The 19,831-nt window shown below is 46.6% G+C and carries 21 protein-coding genes, 5 tRNA genes and 1 other annotated feature; of the genes, 10 read left to right on the top strand and 16 right to left on the bottom strand.

Annotated elements, in window-relative coordinates; translation table 11 throughout:
* Nucleotides 1-144 precede the first annotated feature (144 nt).
* Genes H6A12_RS12250 through hprK form a run of 3 tightly spaced genes read right to left on the bottom strand, consistent with a single transcriptional unit; the run spans nucleotide 145 to nucleotide 3,344 of the window.
* On the bottom strand, nucleotides 145-1,617 hold the full coding sequence (locus tag H6A12_RS12250; protein ID WP_204448280.1) for a sulfatase: 1,473 nt from the start codon (nucleotides 1,615-1,617) through the stop codon (nucleotides 145-147).
* Between the two features lie 25 nt (nucleotides 1,618-1,642).
* The gene (locus H6A12_RS12245) at nucleotides 1,643-2,365 is read right to left on the bottom strand and encodes a phosphatase (protein ID WP_204448279.1); all 723 of its coding nucleotides are present in this window, start codon (nucleotides 2,363-2,365) and stop codon (nucleotides 1,643-1,645) included.
* 19 nt (nucleotides 2,366-2,384) lie between these two features.
* Entirely contained in the window at nucleotides 2,385-3,344 is a 960-nt protein-coding gene (gene hprK, locus H6A12_RS12240) for an HPr(Ser) kinase/phosphatase (RefSeq protein WP_204448277.1), read from the bottom strand.
* 137 nt (nucleotides 3,345-3,481) lie between these two features.
* Between hprK and H6A12_RS12235 the strand changes: the two genes are divergently transcribed.
* Nucleotides 3,482-4,168, top strand: a complete 687-nt coding sequence (locus H6A12_RS12235) for a DUF421 domain-containing protein (protein ID WP_204448275.1) — start codon at nucleotides 3,482-3,484, stop codon at nucleotides 4,166-4,168.
* The gene (locus tag H6A12_RS12230; protein WP_204448273.1) at nucleotides 4,165-4,545 is read left to right on the top strand and encodes a DUF4363 family protein; all 381 of its coding nucleotides are present in this window, start codon (nucleotides 4,165-4,167) and stop codon (nucleotides 4,543-4,545) included. The genes H6A12_RS12235 and H6A12_RS12230 overlap by 4 nt, the downstream gene beginning before the upstream one ends.
* On the opposite strand, the gene nrdR is transcribed toward H6A12_RS12230, so the two are convergent.
* The 3 genes from nrdR to H6A12_RS12215 all read right to left on the bottom strand — a co-directional run bounded on the left by nrdR (nucleotide 4,542) and on the right by H6A12_RS12215 (nucleotide 6,374).
* Nucleotides 4,542-5,000 (bottom strand): transcriptional regulator NrdR, encoded by a 459-nt coding sequence (gene nrdR / locus H6A12_RS12225; RefSeq protein WP_204448270.1) that lies wholly within the window; start codon nucleotides 4,998-5,000, stop codon nucleotides 4,542-4,544. The two genes, H6A12_RS12230 and nrdR, sit on opposite strands and share 4 nt — an antisense overlap.
* A gap of 115 nt (nucleotides 5,001-5,115) precedes the next feature.
* Nucleotides 5,116-5,376 (bottom strand): DUF6514 family protein, encoded by a 261-nt coding sequence (locus H6A12_RS12220; RefSeq protein ID WP_204448268.1) that lies wholly within the window; start codon nucleotides 5,374-5,376, stop codon nucleotides 5,116-5,118.
* A 224-nt stretch (nucleotides 5,377-5,600) separates the two neighbouring features.
* A complete protein-coding gene (locus H6A12_RS12215) occupies nucleotides 5,601-6,374 on the bottom strand; it encodes a TIM barrel protein (protein WP_204448265.1) in 774 nt (257 codons plus the stop codon).
* Nucleotides 6,375-6,523: 149 nt separating this feature from the next.
* Here H6A12_RS12215 and H6A12_RS12210 point away from each other — a divergent pair, with 149 nt between their 5' ends.
* From H6A12_RS12210 to H6A12_RS12200, 3 genes are all read left to right on the top strand, one after another.
* Entirely contained in the window at nucleotides 6,524-7,375 is an 852-nt protein-coding gene (locus tag H6A12_RS12210; RefSeq protein ID WP_204448263.1) for a DegV family protein, read from the top strand.
* Between the two features lie 47 nt (nucleotides 7,376-7,422).
* Nucleotides 7,423-7,653, top strand: a binding site (T-box leader).
* A 41-nt stretch (nucleotides 7,654-7,694) separates the two neighbouring features.
* On the top strand, nucleotides 7,695-9,638 hold the full coding sequence (gene metG / locus H6A12_RS12205) for a methionine--tRNA ligase (RefSeq protein ID WP_204448261.1): 1,944 nt from the start codon (nucleotides 7,695-7,697) through the stop codon (nucleotides 9,636-9,638).
* 13 nt (nucleotides 9,639-9,651) lie between these two features.
* A complete protein-coding gene (locus H6A12_RS12200) occupies nucleotides 9,652-10,422 on the top strand; it encodes a TatD family hydrolase (RefSeq protein ID WP_204448259.1) in 771 nt (256 codons plus the stop codon).
* 26 nt (nucleotides 10,423-10,448) lie between these two features.
* On the opposite strand, the gene H6A12_RS12195 is transcribed toward H6A12_RS12200, so the two are convergent.
* From H6A12_RS12195 to H6A12_RS12185, 3 genes are all read right to left on the bottom strand, one after another.
* Nucleotides 10,449-10,823 (bottom strand): hypothetical protein, encoded by a 375-nt coding sequence (locus H6A12_RS12195; RefSeq protein WP_204448256.1) that lies wholly within the window; start codon nucleotides 10,821-10,823, stop codon nucleotides 10,449-10,451.
* A 133-nt stretch (nucleotides 10,824-10,956) separates the two neighbouring features.
* Nucleotides 10,957-11,283, bottom strand: a complete 327-nt coding sequence (locus H6A12_RS12190) for a DUF6951 family protein (RefSeq protein WP_204448254.1) — start codon at nucleotides 11,281-11,283, stop codon at nucleotides 10,957-10,959.
* Nucleotides 11,283-11,828, bottom strand: a complete 546-nt coding sequence (locus H6A12_RS12185; RefSeq protein WP_204448252.1) for an NADH peroxidase — start codon at nucleotides 11,826-11,828, stop codon at nucleotides 11,283-11,285. The genes H6A12_RS12190 and H6A12_RS12185 overlap by 1 nt, the downstream gene beginning before the upstream one ends.
* Before the next feature lie 171 nt (nucleotides 11,829-11,999).
* Between H6A12_RS12185 and H6A12_RS12180 the strand changes: the two genes are divergently transcribed.
* The 4 genes from H6A12_RS12180 (at nucleotide 12,000) to H6A12_RS12165 (ending at nucleotide 16,508) form a co-directional block, all read left to right on the top strand.
* Nucleotides 12,000-13,724, top strand: coding sequence for a B12-binding domain-containing radical SAM protein (locus H6A12_RS12180; RefSeq protein WP_204448250.1), 1,725 nt, complete (start codon nucleotides 12,000-12,002; stop codon nucleotides 13,722-13,724).
* 95 nt (nucleotides 13,725-13,819) lie between these two features.
* A complete protein-coding gene (locus tag H6A12_RS12175) occupies nucleotides 13,820-14,137 on the top strand; it encodes a hypothetical protein (protein ID WP_204448248.1) in 318 nt (105 codons plus the stop codon).
* 321 nt (nucleotides 14,138-14,458) lie between these two features.
* Complete coding sequence (locus tag H6A12_RS12170) at nucleotides 14,459-15,268, top strand: zinc dependent phospholipase C family protein (RefSeq protein ID WP_204448246.1); 810 nt, start codon at nucleotides 14,459-14,461, stop codon at nucleotides 15,266-15,268.
* A gap of 1 nt (nucleotide 15,269) precedes the next feature.
* Nucleotides 15,270-16,508 (top strand): MFS transporter, encoded by a 1,239-nt coding sequence (locus H6A12_RS12165; RefSeq protein ID WP_204448244.1) that lies wholly within the window; start codon nucleotides 15,270-15,272, stop codon nucleotides 16,506-16,508.
* 120 nt (nucleotides 16,509-16,628) lie between these two features.
* Here H6A12_RS12165 and H6A12_RS12160 read toward each other — a convergent pair.
* The 4 genes from H6A12_RS12160 to H6A12_RS12145 form a co-directional block, all read right to left on the bottom strand.
* Nucleotides 16,629-16,704: transfer RNA gene (locus H6A12_RS12160), tRNA-Gln, on the bottom strand.
* A gap of 11 nt (nucleotides 16,705-16,715) precedes the next feature.
* A tRNA-His gene (locus H6A12_RS12155) sits at nucleotides 16,716-16,792 on the bottom strand.
* 11 nt (nucleotides 16,793-16,803) lie between these two features.
* Nucleotides 16,804-16,880, bottom strand: a tRNA-Arg gene (locus tag H6A12_RS12150).
* A gap of 42 nt (nucleotides 16,881-16,922) precedes the next feature.
* Nucleotides 16,923-16,996: transfer RNA gene (locus tag H6A12_RS12145), tRNA-Gly, on the bottom strand.
* Nucleotides 16,997-17,174: 178 nt separating this feature from the next.
* On the opposite strand from H6A12_RS12145, the gene galU reads away from it, so the two are divergent.
* Nucleotides 17,175-18,047, top strand: a complete 873-nt coding sequence (gene galU / locus H6A12_RS12140) for a UTP--glucose-1-phosphate uridylyltransferase GalU (RefSeq protein WP_204448242.1) — start codon at nucleotides 17,175-17,177, stop codon at nucleotides 18,045-18,047.
* Between the two features lie 77 nt (nucleotides 18,048-18,124).
* On the opposite strand, the gene H6A12_RS12135 is transcribed toward galU, so the two are convergent.
* From H6A12_RS12135 to H6A12_RS12125, 3 genes are all read right to left on the bottom strand, one after another.
* Nucleotides 18,125-18,547: a flavodoxin gene (locus H6A12_RS12135; RefSeq protein WP_204448240.1), complete on the bottom strand. Its 423-nt coding sequence runs from the start codon at nucleotides 18,545-18,547 to the stop codon at nucleotides 18,125-18,127.
* Between the two features lie 27 nt (nucleotides 18,548-18,574).
* On the bottom strand, nucleotides 18,575-19,135 hold the full coding sequence (locus tag H6A12_RS12130; protein WP_345941254.1) for a DUF3793 family protein: 561 nt from the start codon (nucleotides 19,133-19,135) through the stop codon (nucleotides 18,575-18,577).
* 616 nt (nucleotides 19,136-19,751) lie between these two features.
* A tRNA-Asn gene (locus tag H6A12_RS12125) sits at nucleotides 19,752-19,827 on the bottom strand.
* Between the last annotated feature and the right edge of the window lie 4 nt (nucleotides 19,828-19,831).

Raw genomic sequence — 19,831 nt, 5'->3', positions numbered from 1 at the left:
AGCTGGTCGCGGTTTTCTCTTCCTTTTACTATCATTTTCATCACCCCTTCTATTATACCTTATTTATGCAAAAAAGCCCAGCTTATACTGGACTTTTTCGACAGACTGAAGCCTGCTGTCTTTCGACAGCAGGCTTTTCTTTGTTTATTTTTCGTTTGGATACATTGCGCGCAGAAGCGGAATGCCATACTCGCGTTTCGTGCCGGAAAGACGTTTGATATACGCTTCGAGCTGGCCGCGGCAGTGTTCCGGGCCGCCCTCTTTCATAACCGTCCACATCGGGTCGATCGGATAGTTCGAACGTTTCATCATCTCGTCTACCCAGTCAATGATGATCTTCGCACCCTTTGCACAAAGCTCCGGATGTTCCGCAGCAAGATTATGAAGCTGATGCGGATCTTCTTTGACGTTAAACAGCATCTCTTTTTCGAACAGATGATAGCCGCCGTGAACGGTACGGATGTACACATAATCGCCAAACCGCGCCGAACGCTGGCAGACATGACAGCACTGTGTCAGCACAACGGAATCCTTTGAGCAGTCTGCACCTTCCAGAATCGTTTTTGCATAGCTTGTGCCGTCGTAGATATAATCGGTGCCGAACAGCGGAGTGCCGAGCAATTCTTTGATCGTCGGGAGCAAATCGACGTTGTCATGGAAGCCCTCTGCAACAAATCCTTTTTTGCCGCCCGGCCATTTGATAATCATTGGGATATGACAGGTCGGTTCATCCGCCGTACCGTGCTCGCCGTAAAGTCCGAGCTCGCCGATGTTTTCGCCGTGGTCAGATGTAATGATGATTGCGAGATCCTCGCCATACAGTCCTTTTTCCTTGAGCAGATCGACGATCATTTTGATGTTGTCGTCCGTATAGCGAACGCCGCAGTCATAGTTGTCGATGAACTCTTTCATCTCTGCCATCGTACTGATTTTGCCCGGATGACGCGGGAACTGCGCGTTTTGGTCGTCGTTCCACATATTGATTTCGTTGGCGCCGTGCGGACCTATGTGCATCAGATGCTCTGCAAAGATCTCCTCGGTAATCCAGTTATCGCACAGCGGCACATCTTCAAACGGATTGCCGAACGAAGCCGGCGCACGATACGGCGTATGCGGGTCCCAGAAATGCACATGCATGAACCAGTTGTCTTTCTCGCCGTTCCGCTCGATCCAGTCAAGCACATGCGGGGTGACATCTTCCGCCGATTCGCCGCCGCGCTTGCCGACGTTATACATCTCATTGAAGCCGCTGTTGAACCACCACGACGAATGACGCTCCGCAAAGGTCGAAAACGACACCGTATGCATACCGGCACGCCGAAATTGCATGAACAATCCGTTTTCCGAATAGTCGTCTGTGAAGTGGCGGCTTTCTCCCTGCAAACGGAGATCTGCCGCTGTGCCGCCGTGACCTACAACGCCGGTACGAATGCCGTATTGACCTGTAATCAGCGATGCGCGCGACGGCAGGCATGGTGCATTCGGGCAGTAATAATCCGCAAAACGGACGCCTTCTGCTGCGATGGCGTCAATCGTCGGCGAGGTGTCGCGGCCATATCCGTAACATCCGAGATGATCGCTTCGCAGTGTGTCGATGTCAAACATCAAAACTCTCATTATGAATTCCCTCTTTTTTCTATTTTTAAGCGTTCACACGGCGCTTGCGCTCCGCGAGATACGCTTCAAATCGCTCTTTGTCGGCATTTACAATCAGTTCTTTCGGAAAATCCACTTCATCAAGCATTTTTGAAACGAGCGGAACTTGTCCGATACGATATGCAAAATGTGCGTCGGAATTCACCACCGCACGGCATCCGTGCTTTTTGCAGAGCAACGCGATTGTTTTGCAATTTTCGGCACTTGCCGGACGCGAACTGAACGTGCCTTCGTTAAATTCCACGAGCTTTCCTTCTTCTGCAAATACACGAATGGCGGTATCGTAATCATACGGATAATCGGCAAGTCCACTGTGACCGATGACATCCACATGACGATTTTTCGCCGCACCGATGTATGCCTGTGTGATTTCTTCCACACTCGCAGGCGCTAACACCGGTGAATGAATCGACGCAACCACAAACGAAAGCCTTGCAAGCTGTTCGTCTGTCACATCGAGCCCGCCTTCATAATCACAAATATTTGCCTCAATTCCGCGCAGGAGCTTTACACCAAACAGCTCATCCGGCAGAATGCGCAGGCTTTCAAAATGCCACCAATGCGGCGCATCGGTCATCTTAGGTGCATGATCGGTCATGCCTAAATACAAAAGGCCGATGCTTGCGGCAAACTGCGCGTTCTCTAAAATCGTGGAGTACGCATGCGTGGAAGCGAGTGTGTGCGTATGTGTATCTGCAATCAGCTTCATTAAAATCCTCCGGTGTTATTTAAAAAAGGTCCCAGTTTTTCACGCTTGTCGAATTCTCAACAGGCATGCCAAGGTTCTGCATGAGTTCCTGTGCAGCGTTATAACCCATCTTTTTCTGACGGTTGTTCATTGCTGCAACCTCAAGAATAATTGCCAAGTTTCTGCCCGGTTTGACCGGAATTGTCAGGCACGGCACCTGAATGCCCAAAAGTGTTGCATATTCGTTTTCCATGCCCATACGGTCATATGCTTTTTTCGGGTCCCACAGCTCAAGCTTTACGATCATGTCAATTTTTTCGGTCACTTTGACAGCGCCCATACCGAACAGACGGCGCGCATTGATAATGCCGATGCCGCGCAGTTCCAAAAAGTGACGGATGTTCTCAGGCGATGTACCGACCAGTGTCCGGTTCGATACACGGCGGATTTCAACCGCATCATCTGCAATCAAACGGTGACCGCGCTTTACAAGCTCAATCGCTGTTTCGCTCTTGCCGACACCGCTTTCACCCAAGATAAGCATGCCTTCGCCGTATGCTTCGATCAAAACGCCGTGACGCGTAATACGCGGTGCAAGCTCAACATTCAAATAAGACAAAAGTCCCGACAGAAAGCTCGAAGTGTTGTCGCTTGTTCGCAGGCAAGCCACGCCGTTTTCCTTTGCCGCCTCTAAAATTTCGGTAAAAATATCGAGCCCGCGGGTGACGATCAATGCGGGGAATTTTAATTTAAAAAAGTTATCGATTCGTTTTTTGCGCTCTTCATCAGGGAGTTGCTGCAAATACGCAATCTCACTCAAGCCAAAAATCTGAATCCGTTTTTTATCAAAATATTCTGTAAATCCCGCAAGATTCAAGCCGGGACGATTGACGTCCGCGCTGGAAATCAAGATACTTCCTTCCTCTTGGGGCATATAAATCACTTCAAGACCAAATTCTCTGACAATCTTATCAATATCTACTGTAAATGTTGAAGCCATATTTTAAGAACCTCCTTAAAAGTCATATCAGACCGACTTTATTATACACGAAATCATACGGACATTCAATCGTTTCTTTGAATAAATCTGTGTAAAACATGCATAATAGCAAAAGAATCAAAAACGGAGGAACCTGTATGCTTGTTGTCTTTTTCCGCGCGCTGTTTTTATATTTTTTCATCACATTAGGCGTGCGTCTGATGGGAAAACGTCAGCTCGGCGAATTGCAACCGGCGGAATTTGTCATTGCGATTTTGATTTCAAACATCGCTTCCCTGCCGATTGAGGACACAAGCATCCCAATGGTGATCGGAATTATCCCCATTTTTGTGCTGGTTGCCTGTGAGGTGATTGTATCGGGGATTTCATTAAAATCAAGACGGTTTCGCTCGATCATCTCCGGCAGGCCTGTTGTCGTCATTCATGACGGTGTGATCGACCAGGAAAAACTGCGCACGCTCCGATTCTCTGTTGACGACCTGCTCGCCTCTTTGCGCCAGCAAAACGTGTTCGACGTGTCTACGGTGTGGTATGCGATTGTCGAAACGACCGGAAAGGTCAGTGTGATTCAAAAATACGGCGAAAGCCCTGTGACCTCCAAAGAATTACATCTCACAGGACAAAACGAAACGCCGCCTGATTTGATCATCAGCGACGGCAAATTTATTCATTCAAACGAACAAACAAACGCCGAACTGCATAAAAAAGCAGAAGCTTTGCTGAAAAACAAGCATCTGACTGTCCGGCAGGTGTTTTTGATGACCGGAACAAAAGACGGTGCGTTTACCATTGTAAAAAAAGCACAAAGGGGGAAATCCTCATGAAACGTATCCCCGTCGCCATTGCAATTCTGCTTTTATTTTTAGGTGTGGCGACACTCGGTATTGTGTATGCAAAATCCACCTGTACCACAATGTCCGAATACGCACAGACCGCACAGCAGTATTGCGAAGAAAACAATGCCGCAGATGCTGCCGAAACGATAAACAGGATGTCCGCTTATTTTAAAAGCAGACATCCTGTCTTAAGTCTTTATGCACATCATGATGAACTCGAAACGCTGGACACCAATTTAGTTGTTGTCACAGAACAAGTTGCAGTCGAAAATCTGAGCCTTGCCGCTGTGACACTGTCCGAAATCAATTTTATGGTCAATCATATTTACGAGCGGGAGCTTCCGAGTTTTCATAATCTGTTTTAACGCGATCGGTTCTGCATCTCTGCAAGCTCCGCCAAAAAGCTGTCAATATCTTTAAAATCCTTATAAACAGAGGCAAAGCGGATATACGCCACCTCATCAATATCACGTAATTTCTCTAAAACCAGGCGGCCGATCTCCGCGGAAGGAATCTCCTTTGTCATCTGGTTTGCAAAATAGGTTTCGATCTCAAAAAGCAGCTGATCAATGCGCTCTGTGGAAACCGGACGTTTGACACATGCACGCTGAATTTTTCCGCGAAGCTTTTCTCTGTCAAACGGTTCGCGCGATTTATCCCGTTTTACCACCATAAGCGGTACTGTTTCTATTTCTTCGTAGGTTGTAAAACGCGTTCCGCACTTTAAACATTCACGTCTTCTTCTAATTTTTGCTCCATCTTCACTTTGACGTGAATCAACCACGCGGCTTTCCAAATTTCCGCAAACACTGCATTTCATCGACCGAATCTTCCTTTCGTGCACATCTTCGCTGTAAAAACAGCACCTGTGCGCTTCCATCAAACCAAAAGGTTTTCCCACTTTTTCTGGTTTGGTGTCCTCATTATAGCAGATTTCATTCACGGATACAAGCAAAAACCAACGTCTGTGCCGAAACCAGATCTTCTACAACATCAGCAAAATGAACCGGTTCAACCTCCTCTTCTTTTAAACAAACCAAAATGGATTCCACAAATGACCGATCCTCAGAAATTTCCGGTTCTTCATAAACAGTTTTTCCTGTCAGCTCATCTGTAATCCTGATACCATACTGGCTCTCATCTTCACCCGCCTGCGTACACGTCATTTCTGCTTTTAAATGTTCCCAATGCTGCATCGTTTACTCCTCCAATAATTTGTATATCCTGCACAATCTGAGCAGGTGATTCACATTATATTCCAATTATTAGATTTGTAAATATATGATACCGCGAAAAATTCGCAATAATTCGACACCGTTCGACTTCTCTCCACGGGGAAAATCAGAAAAACGCTGCACGTCTGTTGAAAACCGCAGCGTTTTATTTTATATAAACAAAATATTCACATGATGTTTGTGCATTATAACAGTTTTAAATTTTCATGGCTTGAAAAGATTTCCGCTTCACTTTTTAACAAATCGCGGTATAATTCAACAATTACTCCACCATCATATCCGACGGCACGCAGTGCATTCATCGTCTCTTTTACATAAGTGGAGCCTTTTTCAATGGCACAGCAGTCGCAGTCCGATGTGCTGTCGCTGATATGCACATGGCAAATCTGACGTCCAAACTGCCGGACAAACGAAACCGGATCGACACCCGAACGAAGCGCCTGCTTATTGTCAAACACAAACCGAACATCGCCGTCAAGATACCGGCACATCTCTGAAAGGAAGGAAACCGACCGGCTTTTGCACCGCTCCACATTTTCCTGCGCCACTGTGATGCCAAACGTTTTTCCAAGATCCCGCAGTACGGCAAACCGCTCATAATATTCCCGGTCGTCCAAAGGTCCCTGCTTCCGATCGCCATGAAACACGAAAATCTCTGCGCCCAGTACATTCATCATCTCAAAATACTGCTTGTGGTACTCAATTCCGTCCTGAAACCGGCGCGGATAATTCGTAAACAGCATAAACGGTTCAAACGCGCACGTATACGGATGCACGGAAAGAATCCGCATGCCTGTTTCTTTTGCAGCCTCTTTCATTTTACGAACGTACGACGGCTCCAATTCGCTCGCGGTATTTAAAAAAATCTCACAGCAGGAAACATGGCTTTTTGAAAGAAGCCGCACGCTTTCGAGCGTCTCCTGCGGATAAAAACACGCGGTCGAAATTCCATACTGCACACACTCATCCCCTTTTTTCTTTCTGTTTTAGTATAGCACAAATTTCACTGCAAAAAAAGAGAAAAAACAACGCCGAAAATCGGCTTGTCAAGAACAAAAAAGTGTGCTACCATACGAGTAAAGACAACAAAGATTGGAGCGTGTTTTGTATGGCAGCAATCAAAATTACCGGCGACAGCACGATTGATCTTTCAAAAGAACTGCTTGAGCGGTATCAGGTTGACATTGTTCCGCTGTATGTCACATTCGGCGAAGAAGCAAAAAAAGACGGTGTGACCGTAACACCGGAAGATATTTATACCTATTTTGCACAGACAAAAACCGTGCCGAAAACGGCGGCGGCTTCTGTACAGGATTATATCGACTTCTTCACCGAGCAGCGTAAACATCACGATGCAGTCATTCATTTTAACATCAGTTCTGAATTTTCAAGCACCCATCAAAATGCCTGCATTGCCGCAGCAGAAGTCGGCGGTGTGTATCCGATTGACTCAAGAAATCTTTCAACCGGTTCGGCACTGTTAGTGCTCGATGCGTGCGACATGGCTGCACAGGGCAAATCTGTGGAAGAAATTCTGGAAGCAATCAAACAAGAAACCGATTTGGTGGAAGCAAGCTTTATTATCAACACACTCACCTATCTGCACAAGGGCGGTCGGTGCTCGGGTGTTGCGGCACTTGGTGCAAATCTGTTAAAGCTTCGTCCTTCCATTTTGGTGCAGGGCGGAAAAATGAACGTCGGCAAAAAATATCGCGGCGCATACATCAGCTGTATGGAAAACTACATCAAAGACCGTCTATTGAACCGGACGGATATTCGCACCGATCGCGTATTCCTTACGCATACCAAATGTGATGATGCCTGCCTTGAAGCGGCACGCCGTACATTAAATGAATGCATGCCGTTTGCAGAAGTGCTTGAAACCACTGCCGGATGCACCGTCACCACGCACTGCGGTGAAAGCACATTGGGTGTGCTGTTTGTGCGCAAGCCGGAATAATGGTTGACTTTTCTTCATTTTTTGGATATACTATAGCTTATATATGAACAAACGCGAAGAAAAGAAGAGTACGCACAGCGGATGCCAAAAAGAGAGCCCGGTCAGGTGAAAGCGGGCGGCGGACAACCTGCGGAACATGGTCTTGGAGCGGCATCGGTGAGTTTTTTTAAAATAAACCGGTGACGGAACGCACCCCGTTATTCTGTGCACAATGAGGCACGGCACTGCCGTGTGAATTTAAAGTGGTACCACGAAGCATAAGCGCTCTCGTCTTTAAACAAAAGACGGAGCGCTTTTTATTTTGCAGGAGGTTTTTATCATGGCAGAAAAATTTTATATCACGACAGCGATTGCATACACATCGCAGAAACCGCACATCGGCAATACGTATGAAGCGGTGCTGACCGACGCAATCGCACGTTATCACCGTTTAAAAGGCGACGACACCTACTTTTTGACCGGTACCGACGAGCACGGCCAGAAAATCGAAGACTGCGCAAAAGCGGCGAACATCACACCGCAGGCATATGTCGACAACATCGCAGGACAGATTCGCACCATCTGGGATAAAATGAACACATCGTATGATCAATTCATCCGTACAACCAACCCGAATCACGAGCGCGTTGTGCAGAAAATTTTCAAAAAGCTCTATGAACAGGGCGACATTTACAAAGGCAAATACGAGGGCTGGTACTGCAAACCGTGTGAATCGTTCTTCACACAGACACAGCTTGTAGACGGCAAATGTCCGGACTGCGGCCGCCCGGTTGAAAAAACTTCGGAGGAAGCATACTTTTTCCGTATGAGCAAATATCAGGATCGCCTGATGCAGTATATTGAAGAGCATCCGGACTTCATTCAGCCGGAATCCCGCAAACGTGAGATGGTCAACAACTTCTTAAAACCGGGTCTTCAGGATCTGTGCGTGTCCCGTACCTCGTTCTCGTGGGGTGTTCCGGTTGATTTTGACCCGAAACATGTTGTCTACGTGTGGATCGATGCACTGTCGAACTACATCACAGCACTCGGCTATGATCCGGACGGCTCGAGCGAGCAGTTTAACCACTACTGGCCGGCAGATGTGCACATCATCGGCAAAGACATTCTCCGTTTCCACACGATCTACTGGCCGATCATGCTGATGGCACTCGATCTGCCGCTGCCGAAAAAAGTGTTCGGTCATCCGTGGATGCTGTTCGGCAAAGACAAAATGAGTAAATCGCGCGGCAACGTCATCTATGCGGACGAGCTTGCCGATCAGTTCAGCGTCGACGCAGTGCGCTACTATATGCTGAGCGAAATGCCGTACGGCCAGGACGGTGCCATCACCTATGAAACCGTGATCGCGCGCTATAACGCCGACCTCGCAAACACACTCGGCAACCTCGTCAATCGCACCATTTCAATGTGCCACAAATACTTTGACGGCACACTTGCACCGGCTTGCCCGCAGGGTGAAATCGATGAAGATCTCGTGTCCTGCTGCAAAAATGCATTTGCAAGCTACTGTGCAAACATGGACAGCCTGCATTTGGCAGACGCACTGTCGAATGCAATGGATTTAGCACGCCGCGCAAACAAATATATTGACGAAACCACACCGTGGACACTCGCAAAAGACGAGGCAAACAAAGATCGCCTGATGAACGTCATGGCAATGCTGGTGGAAACGATTCGCTATATCGGTGTCATGCTCCGTCCGTTTATGCCGGAAACTGCTGACAAGATCTTTGCACAGCTCAACACCGAAGCCATCTCGTTTGAAAGCCTCTCTGCATTCGGCGCAAACGGCATCGAAACCGTCGGTACCGCTTCCCCGCTGTTTGCCCGCATTGACGAAAAGAAAAAACTCGAGGAGCTCGAAGCGTTTGTTGCAGCTCGTGCGGCAAAAGCACAGAAAGAAGCCCAAAAAGCAGAGGAAAAACCGGAAGGTGTTGCACTCATCGGCATTGACGACTTTGCAAAAGTCGAACTGCGCGTTGTACAGATTCTCTCCTGTGAAAAAGTGAAAAAATCGGATAAGCTGTACCGCATTATGGTCAACGACGGCGAGAAAGAGCGTCAGATCGTCAGCGGAATTGCCGCATGGTACAAAGAGGAAGATTTAGTCGGCAAAAAGGTCATTCTCGTTGCAAACCTGAAACCGGCAAAACTGCGCGGTGTCGAGAGCAATGGCATGCTGCTCGCTGCCGATCAGGGCGATCGTGCTGTTGTGCTGTTCGTCGACGATGCAGTTGACTGCGGCGCACACATCCACTGATTAGGAGGACACAATGGTTTCGGGTATTTTTGATTCCCATGCACATTATGACGATGAACGGTTCCGCGATGATCTGCCCGATGTAATCTCGCATCTCACGCAAAACGGTGTGTGTGCAGTGCTCAATGTCGGATGCGACGAGCAGAGCAGTTTATCAACCGTTTCGCTCGCAAAACAGATTCCATGGTTTTATGCAGCAGTCGGCATCCATCCGCACGCGGCGGACGAACTGAGCGAACACTGGATGGATACGCTGATGCCGCTGTTTTCCGAAGAAAAAGTGGTGGCACTCGGCGAAATCGGGCTTGATTATCACTGGGATACGCCTGACAGAGAGAGCCAGCGCACCTTGTTTGAAGCACAGCTTCAGCTGGCGCAACAAGTGAATCTGCCGGTGATCATTCACTCGCGGGACGCCTGCGCCGACACGATGGAACTTCTGCACAAATACAATCCGTGCGGCGTTGTCCACTGCTTTTCGGGTTCTGCCGAAACGGCAAAGGAAGTCGTGAACATGGGGATGTATGTGGGATTTACCGGTGTTGTGACGTTCCCAAACGCACGCAAAACACTGGAGGCAGTGCGTGCCGTTCCGATGGAGCGGCTGCTTTTGGAAACGGACTGCCCGTATATGGCGCCGGTACCATTTCGCGGAAAGCGAACGACATCCGATATGATTCAGTATACCGCACAGGCAATCGCGGAACAAAAAGGGCTTTCCGCACAGGAAGTCATTGATATTGCACGCGAAAACACCTGCCGGTTGTTTGGGATTTCACTGTAATAATATGAGTAAAAAAGAGGCTGTCATCAGACAGCCTCTTTTTGTTTTGGTAATTCCGGTGGGTTCTTTTCTTTGACGATTTTTACGATGTTGTAAATTTGATATGGAATATAGAGTGCTACGCCGGCATAGAAAATACACGCCGCTGTAATGGGCCAAAGAATGGCAGCGACAATTTTAAACGAAAGAGATCGCTTTTTAAAAAATGTCACAGCAAGAATAACGTCCGACAGAAGCATACTAAATCCAATTCCGCCCAATAAGCCAAAGTAACAAAATGAAGCCCATTTGTTTTCAAAAATGAGTGATCCAATACTTGCGAGCGAACCATAAATGAAAAATGCGGAAGCCAGCACACACAGTGTGGTAATCAGATATGCGATTCGATTGTTTCTTGACATCTTGATCCCTCTTTTATGAATTTTTCGTCTTAAGTATAACAGATTTTTCTGTCTATGACAATCTATTTTTCAAAGAAACAAAAATCCCGCTCCGTTTCCAAAAGGAAACCTGAGCGGGATTTTTCAGATCAGTTTATTCAGATAAGAATGTAATGGATGCATCTTTTTTGAGCGCGAGTCCGCACTCTGCCTCTACGCACTTCGCAATTCCTGCAAGCACCGGACAAGAGCAGTGCCCCGGAAAATGCTTCGCTGCGTATTCATACAGCGGACCGGTTCCCGGTTTGCCTAAACAGAGTTCGTACGCATCAAATGTATTCCCGAGTGTATCAAACATCTGCTTGACTGCTGTACAGCCGGACGTCACGGTAAGTGTTACATCCTGCATGTCCTCATCAGCCACCGCGGTGACCATCGTAGGCAGTCCGCACACACCCGGATCAATCTTGACCTTCGTCATTATTTGCCGAAGTAACGAGCGAGCAGGCCTGCAAATGCTTTGCCGTGACGGGCTTCGTCGCGAGCCATCTCGTGAACAGTGTCATGGATTGCATCGAGGTTTGCAGCTTTTGCGCGTTTTGCAAGATCGAATTTGCCTGCGGTTGCGCCGTTTTCAGCTTCTACGCGCATCTCGAGGTTTTTCTTTGTGGAATCGGTGACAACTTCACCCAGGAGCTCTGCGAATTTTGCAGCGTGCTCAGCCTCTTCATAAGCTGCTTTCTCCCAGTACAGGCCGATTTCCGGATAACCCTCTCTGTGTGCAACTCTTGCCATTGCGAGGTACATGCCAACTTCGGTGCACTCGCCCTGGAAGTTTGCGCGCAGATCAGCGATGATGTCTTCGCTGACGCCCTGTGCAACGCCGACAACGTGCTCAGCTGCCCAAGTCATCTCGCCAGCCTGCTCTGTGAATTTCGAAGCCGGTGCTTTGCACTGCGGACATGCTGCCGGTGGCTCATCGCCTTCATGAACGTATCCGCAAACCTGACATACCCATTTTTTCATAATTATTTCCTCCATCATTTTCATGTATTATTTGTTTGTTTTCGGTTCTGTTTTGACCTTGGCTTAATTATACCGTATCAGTATACTTAAGTCAAGTCTTTTTTTCAGAAAATTTGTAAACAGATTATGTTTTGTGTTACAATAGGGCTATCAAGAAAAAAGGAGACGCTCATGAACATTCTGCTCGTTGGAATCAACACCAAATATATTCACACAAACCTCGCTGTCCGGATTTTAAAACGCTATGCCGCACCGCGGTGCAGCAGCCCGATCGAAACGGCGGAATATACAATCAACCAGTATACCGACGACATTCTGCGCGATATTTACTTAAAAAAGCCGGATATGATCGGCTTTTCATGCTATCTTTGGAATATCACGTTTGTGCAGATTCTGATGGACGCGCTCAAAAAGGTGCTTTCAAACTGTATACTGTTCGTCGGCGGTCCGGAAACAAGCTTTGACAGCGCAGACGTCCTTGCACGCACCAAAGCGGATTTTGTCATCCGCGGCGAAGGCGAAATACCGTTTACCGAAGCGGTACTTGCGCTTGAACAAGGTCAAACACTCGAAAATGTTCGTGGGATTACATGGCGCAAACCGACGGGCGAAATCATCGAAAATCCTGACCCAGCCGCGTCCATTGATATGGCAGACGTACCGTTTGTCTATACGAAAGAAGAACTGCCGGCACATCAGATTGTCTATTATGAAGCGACGCGCGGCTGTCCGTTTTCATGCCAATACTGCCTGTCCGGCCATAACAGTCGTGTACGATTCCGCCCGCTCACACAGGTCTATGAAGATCTCTCGTTCTTCCTCTCCGAAAATGTGCCGCAGGTCAAATTTGTCGATCGGACATTTAACTGCAACCGCGAATATGCCATGGCAATCTGGACATATCTGCGCGAACACGACAATGGTGTCACCAACTTTCATTTTGAAATGGCTGCCGAACTGATTGACAAAGAGATGATTGAATGGCTTTCTGATGTGCGTCCGGGACTGTTCCAGTTTGAAATCGGCGTACAGTCGACAAATCCTGACACACTCAAAGCCGTCAAACGCATTACACTCCCCGACAAGCTCACCCCCGTTATCACCGCATTAAAACAGCCCCAGAATATTCATCTGCACCTCGATTTGATTGCAGGGCTTCCGTTTGAGGGGTATGACCGTTTCAAAGAGTCATTCAACTATGTCTACAGCCTCTCCCCTGACCAGCTTCAGCTTGGTTTTTTAAAGTTACTGAAAGGATCAGGGCTTTATCAAAACCGCGAACAATACGGTCTTGTCTGCCGCAGTGACGCACCGTATGAGATTCTGTGCACGCCGTGGATTTCATTCGACGAGCTTTTGCGGCTCAAGCGAATTGCGGAGATGGTGGAGCTTTACTATAACACTTTGCGGTATCGTCAGTCGCTTTCGGCGCTTCTCTCACAGTTTTCCACACCGTTTGACTGCTTTGAAGCGCTTGCCGATTTTTACGAAGCAAACGGCTACCACTTAGCGCCGCACACAAAGCTTGAAAACTACACGATTCTGTTCCGGTTTTATGAATCGATCGCACCGGAACGCGCCGAATGGTTCAGCTGGCTTCTGCGATTTGATCTGTATGCACACGAAAAGGCAAAAAAGCTTCCTCCATTCATGGATGAAGGCAAAAAAGCTGAATATCACAGCCGGATCTATGCGTTTTTTGACGATCCGCAAGCCCGTGCAGCATATCTTCCCGAATATGCAGAGATGGATACCAGACAGATCATCCGCAGTGCGCATATTGAAGTATTTCCGTTCAATCCTTTCACCCACACGCCCGGTGATACCGCCGTTTTGTTTAACTACCGCCGGCTGACGTTTGATAAAAACGCATCTGCTGTGATGATTTCTCTCTAAAGATAATTTTTCGATTGATTCCACAAAACGAATCGGAGGAAAATTTCTGCTATTCAATCAACCAAAGCCCTAATTCTACACAGGGAGATGAATTTATGTACACAATTACGATTTGCGGAAGCATGCGATTCTCAAACGAGATGAAAGCGATCGCATTCATCCTCGAAAGCAAATATGGCTATAACGTTTTACAATGTACCTATAATGAACAGAATACAGAAATCACATTAGAAATGCAAGAAAATCTAAAAAAGGCGCATCTTGAAAAAATCAATATGAGCGATGCCATCTATGTTGTCGACATCAATCACTACATCGGCTGTTCTGTAAAACAAGAAATCGAATATGCTGAGAAAAGAAATATAAAAGTTATTTTTCACAGCGAGAAAGCGGTGCCTTATACTTTCACCTAAATACAGTCAAATCTCTTCTTTATTCATCGCGATACCGAAGAAGAAAGCGCCTTTTCTCAAAATACGGAAAAGCCACAGTCTTCGTTTGATAAAAACGCATCTGCTCCTGTGGTTGCGCTTCCCCCTTCCGATCTCCTTTAAAACAGCATATTCCTTCGCCTGTGACCTACAAGTCACAGGCTTTTTTACATGCATTTCACGCAGAATCTATCGACATCTAACGAGGCAAATGTAGACAAATTGATGTTCAATGTGGTACACTTAATTTATTGTTTATATAATATTCATAAATGAATCAGCGTACCGAGAAAGGAGTCGCTCATGCCCGCGAATTACACCCATTATGTATTCGGAAACGATGTGCTGGACGTGCTGGATGCTCCCGTAAAACAAGTGATTACCGATCATTTGCAGTCATTCTGCACCGGCTTGCACGGTCCGGATCTTTTTTTCTATCATCATCCGCTTTCAAGCCAAAGCCTGCGGACATACGGATCATTTTTGCACGATCAGCCTGCCGCACCGTTCTTTCTGCATGGCGCAGAAATTGTAAGGCAAACAAAAAATGATGTGATTCTCTCCTATCTATTCGGATTTATCTGTCATTTTGTGCTGGACTGTGCTTGTCATGGATACATCAACACATATGAAAAACAGCATGGCGTTTCTCATGCAAAAATCGAAGCAGAGCTCGACCGCTGTTTTATGGAAGAAACCGGCGTTGATTTTCACACGACAAACAGCGCAGCGCACATTAAAAAAAGTGAATCATTGGCAGAACAAATTACGCCGCTGTTTGAAAATGTGCGTCCTGCACAGCTTACAGAAGCAATGGATTCCATGCATCGGCTGAGCGAGTTGCTCACACCGTCCTCAAAAGCCAAAACAGCGCTGCTCAATGGCGTATTGTCCATACATCCGAAAACACGCTTTGTCCGCGATATGATTCTGTCAAACGTACCGTCGCGCAAATGCAGAATGTCCACGCATCATCTGCAAAACGTGTATCAGCAGTCTGTTCCGCAAGCTGCTGCGATGTGTCTTGCATTTTTTGATACGGTGCAAAACAACACACCCCTTCCGGACTTGTTTTTCTATAACTATGAATCAGAGCTGAAAAAGGAGAACTGATATGAAAAAAATAACGCCGCTTGAAAAGCGTTGGATTTTATATGATGTAGGAAACTCAGCGTTTGTTCTGCTTGTATCCTCCATTCTTCCGATCTATTTTAAAAACATTGCGGAGTCGGCAGGTGTTTCTGCTGCGAATTCTACCGCATACTGGAGCTATGCAACCTCCATCTGTACTGTCATTTTAATGGTTTTAGGTCCGATCTTCGGAACACTTGCTGACACAAGCGGATTCAAAAAGCCGATTTTTACGATGTTTATGATGCTCGGTGTGCTGGGATGTGCGGCGCTCGGACTGCCGCTTCACTGGCTGTTGTTTTTGGCGGTATTTGTGATTGCAAAAACCGGTTTTTCAGGAAGCCTGATTTTCTATGATTCCATGCTGCCTGACATTACAACGGATGACCGTGTAGACAGCATTTCCTCACACGGATATGCCTGGGGATATATCGGAAGCTGTATCCCGTTTATCGGATGCCTTGTGATGATTCTGACAGCAGAACAAACCGGTATTGGTACCATGACGGCCACAATGCTCTCATTGGTCATTACCGCTGCATGGTGGATTCTGTGCACACTGCCGCTTTTGCGCAGCTATCATCAGGTACACAGCGTTGTCCGACCAAAACAACCGGTGCGCGAAAGCTTCCGCCGCATCGGCGCCTTTTTCAAAGACATCCGCAGCCAGAAAAAAACGATGTTTTTCCTGCTTGCGTTCTTCTTTTACATCGACGGTGTCTACACTATCATCGATATGGCAACCGTCTATGGCAAGGATGTCGGTATTGACGACACACAGCTGCTGCTTGCGTTGCTGTTAACGCAGATTGTTGCCTTCCCGTTCGCGATCCTGTTCGGTAAAATCAGCAAACGGTTTTCGTGTGAAAAGCTGATTGGCTTTTGTATCCTCGGTTATTTGTTCATCGGACTGTTTGCGCTCCAGCTTGACAAAGCATGGGAGTTTTGGTTCCTGGCCGTTTGCGTTGCGGTGTTCCAAGGCGCAATTCAGGCACTTTCACGGTCATATTTTTCGAAGATTATCCCCAAAGAAAAATCAAGCGAATATTTTGGATTTTTCGATATTTTCGGAAAAGGCGCTTCGTTCTTTGGCATTGCGATGATCGGTATTTCCACACAGCTGACCGGCAATTCCAAACTGGGTATTGGTCTGTTGTGTGTGATGTTTGTGGCGGGATTCTTCCTGTTCAAGCAATCTGCAAAGCAACCGATTGGGAAATAAACTCACAGCGAATAAAAACAAAAGAGCCGCTCAATTTGAGCGGCTCTTTTATTATCACAGACTAAGCCCGTTTCCTCATCAAATAAAAAAACCTACGATCGCAAATGCTGACCGCAGGTCTGGTTGGGGTAGCTGGATTCGAACCAACGGAATGCAGGAGTCAAAGTCCTGTGCCTTACCGCTTGGCGATACCCCAATAAATACAAATGGGGTGGATAATGAGACTCGAACTCACGGCCTCCAGAGTCACAATCTGGCGCTCTAACCAACTGAGCTATATCCACCATATAAAAATTGGCACGCCCAACAGGATTCGAACCTGTGGCCTACTGCTTAGAAGGCAGTTGCTCTATCCAGCTGAGCTATGGGCGCATATGTAAGGTTATCGCCACGATTCAAAATCGCAGTAAAAAATGGAGCGGGTGATGGGAATCGAACCCACGCGACCAGCTTGGAAGGCTGGGATTCTACCATTGAACTACACCCGCATGATGTAGTCTTTTCTGTCGCTGACGACTATTGCATTATATCAAATGGCGTGTAATTTGTCAAGCATTTTATTAAAAAAATTTTTTTGATTTTTCCGATTGTAATTTGAAAACAAGATTTCAATCTGATATAATAAAAGAAAAAGTTCTTATTTTGATTTGGAACGGAGTGTTATCAATGAAAATTCGCAAAGCGATTATTCCTGCTGCCGGACTCGGCACACGCGTGCTTCCTGCAACAAAATCCATGCCAAAAGAAATGCTTCCGATTGTGGATAAACCGGCAATTCAATATATCGTGGAAGAGGCCGTCAAAAGCGGAATCGAAGATATCTGCATTATCACCAGCCGCGGCAAAGGCATCATCGAAGATCATTTCGACCGTTCGCCGGAGCTCGAAGGCCGTTTGCTTGAAAGCGGAAAACAGGCAATGTATGACGAAGTGGTTTCGATCGCAAATCTCGCCAACATCACGTTCATTCGCCAAAAAGAAACAAAAGGTCTCGGTCATGCAGTGTACTGTGCAAAATCTTTTGTCGGTGACGAGCCGTTTGCTGTTTTATATGGTGATGATGTTATTATCGGTGAAGATCCTGTCTGCGGACAGCTGATGCGCGCATATGATGAGTACGGCCTTGGCTGTGTCGGCATCAAAGAAGTTTTGATGCAGGATATTTTCAAATACAGCTCGATGAAAACAGCGCTTCTTCATGACAATCTGTATCAGATCACCGATATGATTGAAAAACCGAAAGATGAAAGCCAAGTTTTCTCGTTGTTCTCTATCTTGGGACGCTGCGTACTTCCGGCTAAAATTTTTGATATTCTTGAAACACTTCCGAAAGGTGCAGGCGGCGAATATCAGCTCACTGACGCGATGAAGATTCTTGCACAGCAGGAAGGTATGATCGGCGTTGACTTCACCGGTACACGGTATGATATGGGCAACAAACTCGGCGTGCTGAAAGCAATTGTTGAAGTTGGCTTAAAGCACAACGAAATCGGCGAAGGATTCCGCGAATATCTTTTGGAGATTGCAAAAACGCTGTAATAAATAGAAAACATAAAAAGGCAGGAACTTTTCCTGCCTTTTTTGTTTCTGTATCAAAAAATCCTATCAAGCAAGCTTTATGCCAGTGCTGCTCCTAATGCATTGCACGCCAGTACCGCTTCATCATCCGGTGCTTCATTGCAGATCACACTTTCACACGCGAGTACAGCACCCGCAGCAGCACACGTTTCCTCCCAATTTCGCATCCATTCTCCGTCTCCCCAGCCGTACGAACCAAAAAGTGCGATCGTTTTTCCATTCAGCTTACTTTCACACGCAGTGAACATCGGCTCAAACTCACTCTCTTCAAGCTGTTCTGCCCCCATCGAAGGGCATCCGAATGCAATCGCATCGAACTGATCAACCATAGAAGCGTCAAAGGCTGATGCCGTCAATAGCGTAACCTGCGCACCTTTTTCTTTTACACCGTCAGCGACAGCCTGTGCCATCGCTTCCGTGTTTCCTGTTCCGCTCCAATAAACAACTGCAATGTTTTTCATATCTTTTCAACCTTTCTTTATATACTTTTAAACAGCCACTGTAAGCCGTTCAATTGACCTGCCTTTTGTATACCATCTGGTATAGAGCTGTGTACACTTTTTATACTGTTCAAATGTTTTTTGTGCCTGTTTTTCATCACCGTATACTTTCCAACTGCCGACACATTTATAGCCTTGTGCCTGATGTTTCATGAATCCCCATACATCCTCCGGCGGATATCCTAAAAATAAGCCAATTTCATGCGGAAAATCTGCAGAAGCATTTAACCGTTTCATCAAATCACGCAGCAAACATTGCGGTGACTGCATCGAATAACCGCGCTCTGTCAAAATAGTACGTGCAATCTCATGGCTCAAGTCTTTTGAAAGCTTTGAGGGTCTATACAGATAAATCAGAGCACAATTATTTTGATAGCGAAGCGGCAAAATTCGAATTCCTTTTCCAATCAGCAGCCGATTCAGCCGTCGGACTGTATCCCGCAGTTCGACTTCATTCTTAAATGGATACGTGAACATATTTGCTGTTTTCATTCCGGCAAGTGTTGGCGAACAATGTTTGATAATCATCTCATCAGGCAACAAAAACATCTCCTTTCAATAAAGTACGAATCGTTGTTATAATAAGTTAGATATAACTAACTTGTTGATCTTTTTTATGCTTTGACGCAGGAATTTATACGTCAAAGCATGAGAATGTGTTTTACAATCAGTTAGTTTAATCTAACTTGATGTAAAGTATAAACGATGCAATACATTTTGTCAATCTTTTTTGAAAAATTTCTTCTCAGCTTTTTAGGTACGTCTATTTTTCCTCTCCATCTATGGCGGGCACACCCGCACCTGCGGTGGGCACGTCGCGCGGACTAAGTCCGATTTTCTCGCGTCCGAAGATCACGAACAAAAGGAAATTATCTATTCCGCGCGGGCACACCCGCTTTTCCCCCTTCGCTCCCGACGCGAGCATCTCACTAAAAATAAAAAGAACAGGTCCGAACGCGAATTACGTCCAGACCTGCAGGCTAAGCCTGTTTTCCACTATTCTACTTTAAAAGAACATTTCCAGATAAAATAAAAAAACTGCGGTAAGCATTAAGTTGCTCACCGGCGGGCACACCCGCTTTTCCCCCTTCGCTCCCGACGCGAGCATTTCAGTAAAAATAAAAAAACTAAGTCCGGACGCGAATTACGTCCAGACTTAGTCTGGTGGCTCCCCCAACTGGACTCGAACCAGTGACACCCTGATTAACAGTCAGGTGCTCTACCGACTGAGCTATGGAGGAATAT

It is taken from the genome of Merdimmobilis hominis (genome assembly GCF_016901855.1).
In the GTDB taxonomy this organism is placed as follows: domain Bacteria; phylum Bacillota; class Clostridia; order Oscillospirales; family Ruminococcaceae; genus Paludihabitans.
This window is presented reverse-complemented; position numbering and strand designations above follow the sequence as displayed.